The sequence below is a fragment of the Methylobacterium aquaticum genome, assembly GCF_001043915.1.
GTDB classification, from domain to species: Bacteria; Pseudomonadota; Alphaproteobacteria; order Rhizobiales; family Beijerinckiaceae; genus Methylobacterium; species Methylobacterium aquaticum.
Map to the genome: position 1 here is coordinate 1 of NZ_LABX01000153.1, position 13,020 is coordinate 13,020.

11 protein-coding genes are annotated in these 13,020 nt (G+C 71.3%); all 11 read right to left on the bottom strand.

The features are described 5' to 3' along the window. A partial coding sequence (locus VP06_RS19265) for an ATP-binding protein (protein ID WP_245291237.1) occupies window positions 1–1,371 on the bottom strand: 1,371 nt, incomplete at its 3' end. Continuing rightward, a complete protein-coding gene (locus VP06_RS19270; protein WP_048465407.1) occupies window positions 1,340–2,464 on the bottom strand; it encodes a lysylphosphatidylglycerol synthase domain-containing protein in 1,125 nt (374 codons plus the stop codon). The genes VP06_RS19270 and VP06_RS19265, both read right to left, overlap by 32 nt. A gap of 168 nt (window positions 2,465–2,632) precedes the next feature. Then, a complete protein-coding gene (locus VP06_RS19275) occupies window positions 2,633–3,256 on the bottom strand; it encodes a uracil-DNA glycosylase (RefSeq protein ID WP_048465408.1) in 624 nt (207 codons plus the stop codon). After that, entirely contained in the window at window positions 3,253–4,002 is a 750-nt protein-coding gene (locus VP06_RS19280) for a PIG-L deacetylase family protein (protein WP_048465409.1), read from the bottom strand. Before VP06_RS19280 ends, VP06_RS19275 begins: the two co-directional genes overlap by 4 nt. 178 nt (window positions 4,003–4,180) lie before the next feature. Further along, entirely contained in the window at window positions 4,181–5,416 is a 1,236-nt protein-coding gene (locus tag VP06_RS19285) for a glycosyltransferase family 4 protein (RefSeq protein ID WP_048465429.1), read from the bottom strand. Beyond that, on the bottom strand, window positions 5,413–6,237 hold the full coding sequence (locus VP06_RS19290; protein WP_048465410.1) for a sugar phosphate isomerase/epimerase family protein: 825 nt from the start codon (window positions 6,235–6,237) through the stop codon (window positions 5,413–5,415). Before VP06_RS19290 ends, VP06_RS19285 begins: the two co-directional genes overlap by 4 nt. After that, window positions 6,234–7,790: a YcaO-like family protein gene (locus VP06_RS19295; RefSeq protein WP_245291238.1), complete on the bottom strand. Its 1,557-nt coding sequence runs from the start codon at window positions 7,788–7,790 to the stop codon at window positions 6,234–6,236. The genes VP06_RS19290 and VP06_RS19295 overlap by 4 nt, the downstream gene beginning before the upstream one ends. Window positions 7,791–7,814: 24 nt before the next feature. Further along, window positions 7,815–8,855, bottom strand: coding sequence for a Gfo/Idh/MocA family protein (locus VP06_RS19300; RefSeq protein WP_048465412.1), 1,041 nt, complete (start codon window positions 8,853–8,855; stop codon window positions 7,815–7,817). A gap of 367 nt (window positions 8,856–9,222) precedes the next feature. Continuing rightward, the gene (locus tag VP06_RS19305; RefSeq protein ID WP_048465413.1) at window positions 9,223–10,395 is read right to left on the bottom strand and encodes a class I SAM-dependent methyltransferase; all 1,173 of its coding nucleotides are present in this window, start codon (window positions 10,393–10,395) and stop codon (window positions 9,223–9,225) included. A 213-nt stretch (window positions 10,396–10,608) separates the two neighbouring features. Continuing rightward, a complete protein-coding gene (locus VP06_RS19310; protein WP_048465414.1) occupies window positions 10,609–11,535 on the bottom strand; it encodes an HD domain-containing protein in 927 nt (308 codons plus the stop codon). Window positions 11,536–11,537: 2 nt separating this feature from the next. Further along, window positions 11,538–12,728, bottom strand: coding sequence for an inositol-3-phosphate synthase (locus tag VP06_RS19315; RefSeq protein WP_048465415.1), 1,191 nt, complete (start codon window positions 12,726–12,728; stop codon window positions 11,538–11,540). Window positions 12,729–13,020: the final 292 nt, after the last annotated feature.

Below are 13,020 nucleotides of genomic sequence, written 5' to 3' on the forward strand. Positions count from 1 at the left end.
GCCGGCCTTCTTGGAATCGCCAAGAGCCGGGATCAGGGCCGGGATCAGGGCCCGGAAGGTCGCCCCCTGCCCCGGCGTGCTCTCGATCACCAGCCGGCCGCGATGGCGGTTGAGGATGTGCTTGACGATGGCGAGGCCGAGGCCGGTGCCGCCCTGCTGGCGGCTGGAGGCGGCATCGACCCGGTAGAACCGCTCGGTCAGGCGCGGCAGGTGCTCGGGGGCGATGCCCGGCCCCTCGTCGCGGACCGCGATCTCGACCTGCGGCGCCCGGCTTTCCTCCGCCGGCAGGGTGTTCAGGGACACCGCGACCCGGCCGCCGTCGCCGCCATACTTCACGGCGTTCTCGACCAGGTTCTCGATCACCCGAAGGATCTCGTCCCGGTCGCCGAGGACACGGTGCGGCCCCGGCGCGGCGTCGAGGGTGATGGCGGCGCCGCGCTCGCGCGCGATCGGCCCCAGCGCATCGGCGATCTGGCGGACGAGTGGCACCACGTCGACCGCCTGGGTCGGCGGCACGTGGACGCGCAGCTCGATGCGGGAGAGCGACAGGAGATCGTCGATCAGCCGCGTCATCCGCAGGGCCTGCACCCGCATGATGCCGAGAAAGCGCTCGCGCGCCTTGGCGTCGTCCCGGGCCGGCCCCTGGAGGGTCTCGATGAAGCCGAGGAGCGAGGCGAGCGGGGTGCGCAGCTCGTGGCTGGCATTGGCGACGAAATCGACCCGCATCGTCTCCAGGCGCTGGGCGGAGGTGAGATCGCGCAGGAACAGCACCACGTTGGGCCCGCTCCGGCCGGCCTCGCCGCCCTGCATCGCGCCGATCTGCACCTCGAAGGCGCGCTCGGTCGGCACCCGGGGGGAATAGAGCGTCTTCAGGGGCTCGCCGGTGCGCAGCACCGTCTCGATGCCGTCGAGCACGTCGGGATCGCGCAGCGCGAAGGAGAGCGGGTGGCGGGGCCGCAAGGAGGGCAGGAGCGCGCGGGCGGCGGCGTTCGACTCGATCACCAGGGACCGGCGGTCGATCAGGATCACCGGATCGGGAATGTTGGCGAGCAGCGCCTCGGCGAGGCCGTGGCGGACGCGGCCGGGCGCGGCCTCGGAGCGCGGCACCGGCCCGCCGCGGCGCGGCGCGGCGACGAAGCCGCCGACCAGGAGGGCGAGGCACCCCACGAGCACGGTGCCGAGATCGACGCCGTGCAGCCAGGCATGCCCCGCCAGGAAGGCCAGCACGGCCCCGAGCGCGCCCCGCCACGCCGCCCGGCGGGCGATGGTGACGGCCCCCGAGGGGCCGGGCAGGACCGGCGGCGGCGGCGCGAGGTCGTCGGCCGGCCGGTCGCCGGGCTCAGGGGCTTGCGTCGCTCTCGGCGGCATCATCGTCTGGCGCCTCCCGCGGGGTGAGACGCGCCCGCTTGGCGATTTCATAGGCGCCGAGGGCAGCGAGCGCCACCACGAACGGGATCAGGTAGTAGCAGACCCGGAACAGCAGCAGCGCGCCGAGCACCGATTCCCGCGGCAGGCCGGACAGGGCGAGCAGCACCGTGGCCTCGAACACCCCGAGCCCGCCCGGCGCGTGGCTGGCGATGCCGAGCATCGCGGCGAGCACGTAGATCGCCACGAAGGTCTCGAAGCTCAGACCATGGCCTGCCGGCAGCAGCACGTAGAGCACGCCGGCCGCCGCGCAGACATCGCCGGCGCCGACGAGCATCTGGCTCAAGGAGAGCTTGAGGCCCGGCAGTTCCAGGCGCCAGCCCCGCACCTTGACGCTGCGGCGCCTGAACGTCACCCAGGCGAGATAGACCAGCACCGCCGCCAGCGTCGTGGCACCGAGGCCCTGGTTGAGCAGCACGCTGGTATAGGTGAGGTGGGAGAGCGGCTCGGCCTCCCGGATCAGGCTGATGCCGAGCACCGCCCCCATGCCGAGCCAGAAGGTGAAGCTGGCGACGATGGTGAGCGCCGCGATGCGCCCGGGGCTCAAGCCCTGCCCGGAATAGATCCAGTAGCGCACGGTGCCGGCGGTGAGCAGCGGGAAGCCGAGATTGAAGCTCACCGCATAGCTGGTGAAGGAGGCGAGCGCGGTGGTGCGGTAGGGCACCTTCAGCTTGAGCTGGCGCAGCGCCAATGCGTCGTAGCAGGTGAGGAAGAGGTAGCTCACCACCACGAGTCCGATCGCCAGCCCAACCTGATCCGGCGTCGCCGCCAGGAAGGCGGCGCGCAGGTCGGCCCAGGTGACGGTGGAGACGAGCTTGCCCAGCACCCCAAGGGAGATGACGAACAGCACGACGCTCGCCAGGGTGCCGATCCAGGCATAGCGGCGCCGATGGCGGGCCTGGTGCTCCGCGGGGGCCTGCGGGTCGCGCCCCGGATCCTGCCCGGCGGGATCCTCGTCGCGCGGCGGCTCGGTTCCGGCACCGGCATCGCGCAGGCGTTGGGCCTGCGCGAGGTTCTTGTCCTGGCTGGCGAAATTCATCGCGTCGGCGTCCGACCCCGCTCGTCGCCGGCACGAGCCCGCGGCCGATCGCGGCCAGGCTCGCGCACAAAGGTGCCCGGCGGCACTCCGACCGAGCCCCGCTCGCATGGGGGGCATGTAGGCCCTCTGCCGGCGAATGACCAGCCGGACCATGCGGCAGGGGGCGAATCAGCCGGGGAGATCGAGATGGCGCGCCGCCTCGGCGAAGCCGGCCGCGATGCGGGCCGGCACGGCCGGGCTGGTGCAGACATGGGTCGGGCTCGGATGCGGGACCGCCACCAGGGGCAGGCCGGGGCGCATCGCCGCGAGGTCCGGCGCCAGGGCCTGCGCGACCCGGCCGGCCAGGACGGCGACGGCGAGGTTCGGCATCAGGTCGAGGAGCGGCGGCAGGTAGGCCCGGGACGCCCGGATCTCCCCCGTCCGGGGCGCCCGGTTGCGGGCGCCGGGGGCGTGGATCACCCACGGCACGGCGTTCCAGATCAGGGTGTCGGCGCGCGGGATGCCGGCCGTGCCCAGGAACCGGAACAGGTTGGCGGCGGTGCCGGTCGGGTTGTCGCGGGAGACGAAGGCGGTGCGGCCGGTGGCCGGCCCAGGGGTTTCGAGGAGGAGCAGCAGCCGGGCGGTCACCCCGCCGTCGAGGGGATCGGCCTCCGGCACCGGCCTGTCCTGCTCCGCCCGGATCCGCGCGGCGAGGCGGCGGAGCGGCGCGAGATGGGGGCTGGCCTCGACGAGGGCGTGGCGCGCCGCGACCGCGCCGGGATCGCCGAGGCTTTTCGGAGCGGCCGGGGTCACGCCAGGGCGAGCCCGTCCGGCATCGGGCCGGACAGGCGGAAATGCTCGCGGGAATCCTCGGCGCTCAACCGCTCGGCGAGGCCGATGGGGCCGCCGAACTGGAAGCCGATCTGGCTCGCATAGGCCGCGCAGGCGGCGTGCTTGGCTGCCGCCTCCTCGGTGGAAAGGCGCACGGAGACGACGGGGAGATCCGCGAAGGTCTCGCGGAACGGCTCCTTCGGGTCGGGGTCGCGCACGGTATAGGGAAAGTCGCGCCACCACAGGATCGGGCAGGCCGGGGCGACAATGGTCAAGGCCCGCACGACCTGCACGTGATCGACATGGCCGCCCACCCCTTGCGGGGCGAGCAGCAGATCGGGCGCCGCCTCCGTCATCAGGCGGGCGAGGACCGGGGCAAGGGCCTCGGCGAGCGGGTCGTCGGGCCGGGTCTCGTCGAAGAGGTCCGGCGCCGAGGCGTAGCCGCGATGCGGGGCCTCCGCGAGCGCGACGTGGACCGGCGGGTGGAGGCCGAGCGCCGCCGCCGCCGCCCGGTCCTCGTCGCGGCGCAACGCCATGTAGTCGACCTCCGGCCCGAGCCCCTTGTCGCGCTGGCAGGCCAGGGCGAAGCCGGTCGGGTTCGGCACGCTGGCGGTGAGCAGCGTCACCATCACCACCCGCCAGCCTCGATTCGCGAGCTGCGCCAGGGTGCCGCCGCAGGAGAAGGCGGCATCGTCGAGATGGGGCGAGAGGGCGAGGGCTGTGGGCATGGGGACTCGACTGACGGAAAACCAATATGGCGCGGGCCTTCTCCTCTCCCCGCGGGCGGGGAGCGGAGGGCCGCATCCAATGCGGCGGGCGTGGGCGGCGCCTCCTCTCCCCGCGGGTGGGGAGCGGAGAGACGCGCGCGACCCCGGCGTGAGCGGTCCGACGTTGCCGGGATTGCCGTCACAACAGGTGCGGCTCGGCCCGGAAGCGGCAGCTCGGATCGTGCGGCAGGGCCGGGTCGAAACCGGGATCCGGCCGCTCGCCCCGCACCGCCGCATAGACCGCCATGATCTGCCGCCCCACCGCCTGCCAGGAATAGACCCGCCGGCACTCCTCCAGGGCCGCCGCCGCGAGGCGGGCACGCAGGGGACGGTCGGTGACGATCCGGTGCAGGGCCTCGGCCAGGGCCGGGACGTCGCCGGGCTGGACCAGCAATCCGTTCTCGCCGTCGCGCAGGCAATCCGAGACGCCGACCGAATGGGTCGAGACCACCGCCTGACCCGCCGCCATCGCCTCCAGGATGGTGTTGGAGAACCCCTCCGCATAGGTCGGCGAGACGAAGACGTCGCCCATCGCGTAGAGGCCCGGCACCGCGTCGTACTCGGCGTAGCCGGTGAAGCGGACCTGGCTGTCCGAGAAGCCGAGATCGGCGGCCAAGGCGCGGGCCGGCTCCACGTCGGGGCCGATCCCCGAGACGATCGCCGAGAACGCCGTGCCGCGCAGGCGCAGCAGGCTCAAGGCATCGAGGAAGTCGAGCACGCCTTTCCGGCGGTCGACCCGGCCGTGGTAGAACAGCCTCACCGGGTTGGTTGCGTCGCCCGGCTGCCAGCCCGCAGGCGGCCGGAAGCGTGCGGTGTCGACGGCGCCCGGCACGATGGTGAAGCGGCCGGGGTCGCTGCCGAGCCGGTCGCAGACCTCGGCCACGAAGGAGCGCCCGCCGATCAGCAGCGCATTGGCATGGGCCAGCACCCGCACCATGGCGAGACGGTGCGTCTCGCAGCACGAGCCGACCCAGTGGCCGTCGCCGCCCTGGATCGAGACCACGTTCGGGACGCCGAGCCGCTGCGAGGCGATCAGCGTCGCGAAGCCGGTCGGATAGCCGTACTGGGCGTGCAGCACGTCGAACGGCGTCTTGTCGTGCTCGGCCGCGATCGTCTCGACCATCGTGGCGATGTCGCGCTCGAAATCACCGTTCTCCTGCTCGCCCGACTGTTCGAGGCCGATCACCCGGACACCGGGCACGGGCGGCGGCGGGCCGCCGCCATAAACCTTGGTGCCGAAGGCATCGCCCCGGTACTGGCTCACCATCGTCACGTCGTGGCCGGCATCGACCAGCTCGCGCAGCAGATTCTGCGCGTAGACGCTCATGCCGGAGATCGCCGGGAAGTAGCGCCGGCTGACGAAGCAGACTCTCATCGGCGGCACTCCCGGAGATAGCGGAGAGAATCCGGGATCATCCGGTCGGCCCGGTGGCTCTCGCGGGACAGCTCGACGCAGACCAGCTTGTCGAAGTGGATCGCCTCCAGGGCGTCGAGCACGCCGGGCACGTCCATGTCGCCCTCGCCGAAGGGCAGGTGGATGTGGTTGCCCCGCGCCATGTCCTCGATCGCCACGGTGCCGAGGCGGTCGGCGAATTCACGCACCGCGGCGGCGGGCTCGCGCTCCTGCGTCACCAGGCAATGGCCGGTATCGAGCGCCAGGGTCAGGCCCGGGATGGCGAGGGCGGCGTAATCGTCCAGGGTCTCGACCAGCATGCCGGGCTCGGGCTCCAGGGCCGCCACGACCCGGCGCTCGGTCGCGTAGGCCACGACCTGTTCGAGGCCGTCCCGCAGCCAGCCCTTGGCGTCCTGCCGGTCTACGCCGGGCTTCGGCACCCCGGCCCAGAACGACACCGCCTCGGAACCCAGGATCGCCGCGATGTCGATGGCGCGGTGCAGGAAGGCGACCCGGCGGGCCCGGCCGGCGGGATCGGCCGTCACCAGGGTCGGCTCGTGCTTGGCCCGCGGATCGAGAAGGAAGCGGGCGCCGGTCTCGATCACCGAGCCGAGGCTCAAGCCATAGAGCCGGCCGCGCACCCGCTCGGCCTCCCGCGCCCAGTTCTCCGCGAAGGGATCGAGGTGATGGATGTCGAGGGTCAGGGCGACGCCGTCATAGCCGGAATCGGCAATCAGGCCGAGCGCGTCGTCGAGGCGGTGATGGGCCGCTCCGTTGGTGTTGTAGGCGAAGCGCAAGGTCATGCCGCCCTCCCCCGCCGCTCCAGGCGGAACGGCGCGTGGTGCGATTCCGGCTCGCGGTAGAGCGGGTAGAGCGGGCCGACGATCTTGTCGGCCAAGCCGACGTCGAAGAGCGGCTGGCCGCCGAAGCGCTCCAAAGCCTCCGGGGTCAGGCGCACCGGCCGCAGGGTCTCGCTCTCCTCACCGAAGCGGATCAGCGGGTGGTCGCGCTCGATGAGCTTTCGGGTGTTGCGCTCGCCGATGCGGTAATAGCTCATGGTCTCGACTTCGAGCCCCGGCACGATCGCCTTGACGATGCCGACCTCAGCCCCCGGCGGCGAGGCATCGACGTAGAGCACGTCGAACCCGTCGGCCTCCAGCCGCTCGCGGGCGATGCGGGCGCGATCCTGGCCGGTGGGGGCGGGTTGGGTCGGCAGGTCGGTGAAGCGCTTCGTCGCGCGTTCGGAATAGACGGTCTGGCTCAGGAAGCCCCGCAGGGTCTCGGCCGGCTTGTCGATCCAGTCGAGCATCGCGGCGAGCGCCCTCCCCTCCTCGTTGTCGAGGCTCGGCAGCGCCGTCTCGATGAAGGCATCGACATAGCCGGGCGGCGTGATCGAGCGGGCGAGCGCCAGGGGGCCGTGGCCGAAGGTCTTGCGCACCCGTGCCGCCTGGAATTCCAGGATCGCCTTGCGCAACGCCCGCTCCCGGTCGGGGTCGCACGCCTCGCCGCAGGCCGAGAGCGCGATCGGCGCCGGGGCGCGGGAGGCGTCGAGGTCGTAGCCGACGCAATAGACGTTGGTGAAGCCGAACTGGTCGGTGGCGAATTTCGGCATCGCGCGAATCCCCAGGGATTCCAGCCGGTCGAGCATTCCCTTCGTTTCCGGCCCCAGCCCCTCGGAGGTGTCGAGCATCACGCCCTGGTCGAGGGCGCGAAACAGCAGGCCGTTGCCGTCGCGCTGGAGCAGTTCGAGGAGTCCGTGCCCGAGGGCGAAGTCCACGTCCGGCCCGGCACCAAGCCCGTTGGTGATGAGGTTGGTGAAGGGCCGGTAGCCCGGCGACAGCTCGAAATAGTCGGTCGCCGCGAGGTCGAGGGGCATCAGCACCGTCTCACCGGTGCGGGCCCGCACCGTGCCGGTCCAGTCGAGCACGGTGTCGCGGTCGACCGAACTTCCCGCCGGCAGGCCGAGGGTCAGCGGATCGGCGACCGAGCCCGCGCCGAAGACCCGCACGAGGTCGTGATAGCTGCCGCGCTCCTTCCTGCGCGGGATCAGCGCCAGGCTCGGCATCAGGTTCTCGGCGATCTCCGCCACCGAGCCGATGATCGCCTCGTCGTCGGTGGCGCCGTAGCCGATGCCGCTCGGCATCGCGCCGACGAAGTAGGGATCGTCGAGGAACAGCGAGACGAACCAGCACGGCACCCCGGTGCGGTCGAGGGGCGCCAGGGGAAAGCCGACGATCCGGCCCGGCGGCAGCACGTCGAGATAGGCACGGACGGCGTCGGGCAGGCGCTCGGGCAGCCCCTCGATGACGCGGGTCTGGCCGTAGGCGTAGGGGCGGGGTGCGGCGGGTCTGTCCACGATGACGAAGCTCCTCCGCGGGCCTCAGGCGGCCGGCAGGACGGGGGATGAGGCGGGACGATGCGAGGGCGAGGCGGCGTAGGCGCGGGCGAGCAGCCGCATCGTGTGCAGGTCGCGCGCGGCCGACCAGGCGCCGCGCCCCACCGGATCGCGCAACGAGCGCCCGAAGGCGCGGACCTGCTCGAGGAACGGCGAGGCGTGGGTGTCGAAGGGGAGCGGCACGGTCTCGCCGGTGGCGCCGTCCGTCACCGTGACGCTGCCGCCCGCCTCCTGCCCCATCGTATCGACCGCGACGAGCAGGCCCTTCGTGCCGGCGATCTCCAGGCGCCGCCGCGGCAGCGCATCGGGGCAATTGTAGGCGACGTGCAGGCTCGCCAGCACGCCCGAGCCCGTCCGGCCGATCAGCAGCGCGCCATCGTCGACGGCATAATCCTGCGCCCTCGCCTGGGTCAGCGCCGTCACGTCGAGGATCGGTTCGTCGAGGAGGAAGTCGGTGAGGTCGAGGCCGTGCGGGGCGAGGTCCATCAGCGCGCCGCCGCCGGCCTGGGCCTGGTCGATGCGCCAGTTCGCCTGGCCGGGAATCGCCGTCCAGCCCCGGTCGAGCCAGCAGGCATAGACGATGCGGATCGCCGTCACGGTGCCGATCCGGCCGGCGCGGATCGCGTCGCGCAAGCCGCGATGGGCCGGGTGGTGGCGCTGATCGAAGGCGGTGCCGTAGAGCACCCCGGTGCGGGCCACCGACGCCGCCATCGCCTCGGCATCGGCCAGGGAGGCCGCCATCGGCTTCTCGCACAGGATCGCCTTGCCGGCCGCGGCCAGGGCTTCGACGGCGCCGCGATGCAGGTGGTTGGGGGTCGCGACATAGACCGCCTCGATCTCCGGCTCGGCGAGGAGCCCGGCGAGGTCGGGGTGAGCCCGGGCGCCGAGACCGGCGGCGGCGGCACGGGCATCCGAGCCGGGGTCGCAGACCGCGACGAGGCGGTGGCCGGCCTCCCGGATCGCCGGCGCCATGAAGTCCCGGGCGACCCAGCCGAACCCGACGATGCCCCAAGCGATGGCTGTCATGGAGTCACCCATGCCGGTCCAGCCGCCCCAACGTGCCGAGCCTTCTGCACCACCCCCACCCCTAAGCAGATGTCACCGAAGCGGCCACCGCTTCGGCGGCAACAATCTGCGATGAAACAGGAACCTAAGCGGACGAAGCGTCGGCCTGCCAACGCACGTCCGCTCAGTCCCTCCCCACACGCGGGAGGGAACGTGCGCGCACTCATACGACGTCCGATTGATTGCTTCGCAAGGCGGAAGTCAGCTTCGCTCAGGCGCCGCGCGGGCTGATGGTACGAATTCCGGAAGGAATCGTCCGCAATTCGTATCACACGGGGTTGGCCTTCAACGACGACACGCACGCCTACGGTGATTGCGGATTCTTCCATCACCAGCGCTCCGGCAGGTCGACGAACTCGCGGATGCGGGCGCGGTCGATGGTGTCTGTCGTCATCACCAGGGTCTCGGGGCCCTCGGAGTGCAACGGATAGGTGGCGCGGGGCGCGTATTCATCGCGGTAGCGCTCGGAGGGCCAGGCGATGGCGTAGCTGCCGGCCGGATCGGGTCGGTAGAGTGGATTCAGGCGCAGGCGTGCGCCCTCCGGCGGCAGGGTCAGCCCATCGACCAGCGGGCGGGGCGCCGGGCGCATGCCGGGGCCGCAGACCACCGAAAAAGCCTCGGCGTGGTCGAGGGCGCTGGGCGCGGCGGGAACCGGGGCGCGGGCCGCGACGAGGGCCCGGGTCAGTTCGTCGTCGTCGTAGACGAGGCCGTCGGGACACAGCTCCTCGATCTCCGCGCAGGAGACCGCGTGCCCGGCGGAGAAGCCGGGCCGGGCGCTGTTATGGACGTGGCTCAAGGCCAGCCAGCCGTCCTCACCGGCCATCTTGCGCAAGCTATCGAGGATGCGGGCCTTGTCGGGGAGAAAGTAGAACGCATCGTGGCACATCGCGAGATCGACGGGCGCCTGGTCGATCGGCCAGTGCGGCGAGGCGGCGTCGAAGCAGACGAGCTGCGGCCCTTGTCCACAGACCCAGTGGCGGGCGACCCAGAGCTTGGCGAAGACCACGTCCCCGCCCGACACCCGCACGCCCCGCCGGTGCAGCTCGCGCAGATAATGGCCGATGCCGCAGGCCAGCTCGAAGGCGCAAGGCGGATTGTTCCAGTGCGCTTCCAGAAGGGCGAGACCCGCGAGATAGGTCGGGTCGGTCCAGCGATGCACGAAGTAATCGCCGACCCGGCCCCAGCCGAGGCGGGCGCAGACCTCGCGCAACGAGATGTCCGTCCTCTCGCGCACGAGGTCGCGCAGGGCGGCGGGATCGGCCTTCGGGCCGGTCCACCAATCGTCCTGGTCGGAGAGGAGGAGTTCGAGGGCGTGGCCCGGCGCGCCCTTGTCGAGATGGCCCAGCACCTCACCCACCAGGCCGTCGCGGCCGACCCGCAGATACGGGATGCCGTCGACCACCGGCCAGCGCGGGCCGCGCTTGCCCTCGCGCAGGGAATGGGGCGTATCGTGGTGCAGCGCCTCGCCGGTGACCGGCGAGAGGAGCCCGAACGGGATCACGGATGTGTTTCCTCTGGGAGCCCGCCCGGCGGCGCGCTCTGATGTAATACCAACGGTCGTTGAAAACGACCTTTGGTGCCGTTCTCGAATTTTCGCCAAGCCTCTGGCTTGGCATCGAAAATCCGAGATTGGATCAGCGGCCGGATGCGTCAGCATCTTCGGCCGTTGGTATAAGAGCGGGCGCGGATGCCGGTTTCGCATCCGCCATCGTCCTCACGGCAGCCGCATGTCGGCGAGCACCCGATCGTGAAAGCCCTTGACCGGGCCGTCATGGACGAGCGCCATCTCGCCGAGCACCGTGTCCATGGTGAGCGAGGCGGCCCGCAGGTGCTGGGCGATCTGCAAGACCCGGTCGATCACGTCGGCGGCGTGGAAGGCGCGGCCCTCCGCCGTGCGATCATCCGCCAGGATTGCTCGCGATGAGGCGACGACCTCGCGGAGCGGCGCGTCCAGCTCCGACAAGGCCCGCTCGCTCACGGTCGCGATCACCGCGTCGAGATGGTCCCCGAGCAGGATCTCTCCGGTGAAGCCCGCATCCGGCATCAGGGCATTGTGGAGATGATGCGCGAGAGCGGCGACGAAGACCGTGGTCGGGTCGGCGCCGTAGAACGGGCTGAGCGCCACGCCGTAGACCGCCACCACCAGGCAATGCTCGGCGTGGTTCTCGGGCGGCTCCAGCAGGATGCGCGGCTTGCCCGGGCAGGTGACGCCGGCCCGCGGCTGGTCGGCCTGGAGCCGGGCAAAATGCGGCACCGGGCCGGGGGTCCAGTCCTGCGGCGCGGCGAGGCAGGCGCGCAAGGCTTGCGCGAGGGCCGGATCGAGCGGGCCCGCCACCTCGTCGAAGCTCCGCACCAGCACGGCCGAAGCCTGGGCCTGCGAGAGGCCCGCGAGGCTCAGGAAGGCCGCGTCGAGGTCACCGAGGCGGGAGGCGGCGAGCGCCTTGGCGGTGACGTCGCGGGCGAGCGCCGCCGGATCGGCCCCGCCGGCCAATGCCGACCAAGCCTGGAGGAAGAGCCGCTCGGCGATCGACCCCTCGCGCCCGGCGGAGCGGACGCGCTTGATGTCGTTCAGCTCCACCAGAAGCTGGCGGAGGGCGAGCGGGGCCTGAGCGCCGTCCGCCGCGTCAAGGCTGCCGGCCATCCCTAGTGGACGCCGAGCCAGTCGAGCAGCATGCGCTCCTGCACCCCGAAGGCGTGCTCGGGGCTGTGGCCGTTCCTGACCATCGGCGCCTTGAAGAACAGCGACAGTTGCTCCTGCACGCCGCCATCGCCGCGCTTCCGGGCGAGGTCCAGCACCCGGGCGATCTCGATCACCAGAGGGGCGGCCAGGATCGAGTCCTTGCAGAGGAAGTTGACCTTGATCTGCATCCGCTGACCGAGGAAGCCGGTGACATCGATGTTGTCCCAGGCTTCCTTGTCGTCGCCGCGCGGCCGGTAATAGTGAATGTGAACCAGGTGATCCTCGACCGGATAACCGAGGATCGAATCCAGCACCGTGCCCTTGGTGTTGAGCTTGGACTGGAGCGAGTCCTTGTCGTTGAGCGCGAGGCCGTCGCGGTTGCCGAGGATGTTGGTGGAGAACCAGCCGTCGACATGGAGTGCCCGCGACTTGAGTGCCGGGGCCAGCACCGTCTTCATCATCGTCTGGCCGGTCTTGCCGTCCTTGCCGGCGACCGGGACGTTCATCTGCCGGGCGAGATCGACGAGCGCCGGGACGTCGGCGGCGACCGACGGGGTGAAGTTGGCGTAAGGAATGCCGTTCTTGATCGCCGCATAGGCGTAGAGCATCGCCGGGCTGATCGCCTCGTCGCTCGCATCGAGGCCGCGCTCAAAGGCGGCGGCCGAGTTCAGCGTCGGGTCGTCAAGGTCGGGCCAGCGCTCCGTCGAGGCGAGATTGACCACCACCACGTCGTCGACGCCGGATTCCTCGCGGAAGCGCTTGAGGTCGTCGGCGATGCAATCGACTGCCTCGCGGTGGTCCTTGGCGACGATGCGGTTGCCGCCGTCGATGTTCTTGCAGAACTTGGCGCTGCCGACCGCCGGCCACGGCTTCATGCCGTTGAGCACCTGGGCGCCGTTCTCGATGTCCTGCTTCGTCAGCACGCCGTGGCCCGCCGCCGCGGCGCCGAGGTCGTCGCCGTTCAGATCCCAGCCGCCGAAGACGAGATCCTTGTACCCGACCATCCCGGCCACCGCGTGACCCGCAAGGGGCAGTCCATCGAGACGGTTCGAGCCGGACTTGATCATCTCGATGCCGGCGATGGCGGTGGTGGCGACGGCCCCCCCCATCCCGACGAAAGCGACGCCGACGCGCCGACCGGGCTGCATGCTCATCGGTAGGGATTGTCCTCTTCAAGGCCCGCGGACCCCGGACGGGGCGCCGGAGCAATCGTTCGCTCGCTCCGCATGGCGGAGGGCAATGCCCCGGGGAGTATTTGGTTCCGAGGCGTGCACGATTTTTTCGCGCCCTCGCGATCGGCCCGAACGGCAGTCACGAGCCTTTCGTTAACCATCTCGACGGAATTCGTGCCGCAAAATGGTCCCAGGCACCGCCCCGGCCTTGTCCCATTGTGGACACACCGGACGGTCAGAGGTGCCGGCAAGCGAAGCACGAAACACGGCGCGG